Annotated in this window: 1 protein-coding gene and 1 pseudogene; both read left to right on the top strand. The window is 50.9% G+C overall.

Annotated features, from left to right (window positions below; translation table 11 throughout):
• A partial coding sequence (locus HMPREF2696_RS07935) for a toprim domain-containing protein (RefSeq protein ID WP_210383769.1) occupies positions 1 to 574 on the top strand: 574 nt, incomplete at its 5' end.
• Positions 571 to 792, top strand: a pseudogene (locus tag HMPREF2696_RS11840) (helicase); the annotation flags it as partial. The gene HMPREF2696_RS07935 and the pseudogene HMPREF2696_RS11840, both read left to right, overlap by 4 nt.

The following is a 792-nucleotide window of genomic DNA, read 5'->3' as shown; positions in this document are numbered from 1 at the left end:
TTTCCCCTGTATGGTTTGCGCTATCCGCGACATGGACGAAGAGCTACAAGGCTTGCACCTTACCTATCTTCAGACGACCTATGACAAACCATGCGGGGAGGACGGACTACACGCCCCACGCTATCAGAAACTGGCAATCAAAGACCCTGTAACAGGCGAAACATTACCGGCCAAGAAAATGCGAAACCGTAAGCAAGGCAGCATATCGGGGCAAGCCGTCCACTTGTTCCCGATTCCTGAAAATGGCCGTCTTGTCATTGCAGAGGGCATAGAAACCGCCCTTGCCGCCCGTGAATTATGCAAGGCTTACGATTGGGGCTTATGCGCGGCCTTGAGCGCAAACAGCTTGGCAAATTTTCACTTTTTGAACGGTATAAAAGAGATTGCAATTATTGCCGATAACGACACGCCCCGCCCCGTTGGTTACAGAGCCGCTTATGACTTGGCAATGCGAGCCATTAAGCAGGGAATCAAGGCGAGCATATGGCAAAGCAAAACGCCAGGCTATGACGCACTGGACGAACTGAACGAGAAAAAGCAATCAGACAATCATTTCGGAGGACAGACAGCATGAAAAATACCGAAACAGCGAAGCAGGAAAGCCCCAACGACTACAACCTTGAGAATATCGAGTCATTCCGCCCACACCCACGCTTTGATACCAATAATCGGGGCGTATGGTGGATAAACGTTAGAACCGACAAAGACGGCGATATTGTCGAAGCAGAGCCGCTATCGCTTTCCGACCCTATCGACATCATTGGCACGGGGCAAGACAATGACGGCGCGTAT

The organism is Neisseria sp. HMSC058F07 (assembly GCF_001810035.1).
GTDB classification, from domain to species: Bacteria; Pseudomonadota; Gammaproteobacteria; order Burkholderiales; family Neisseriaceae; genus Neisseria; species Neisseria perflava.
Note: the sequence above shows the minus strand (reverse complement) of the source record. Positions and strands in the feature narration are given on the sequence as shown.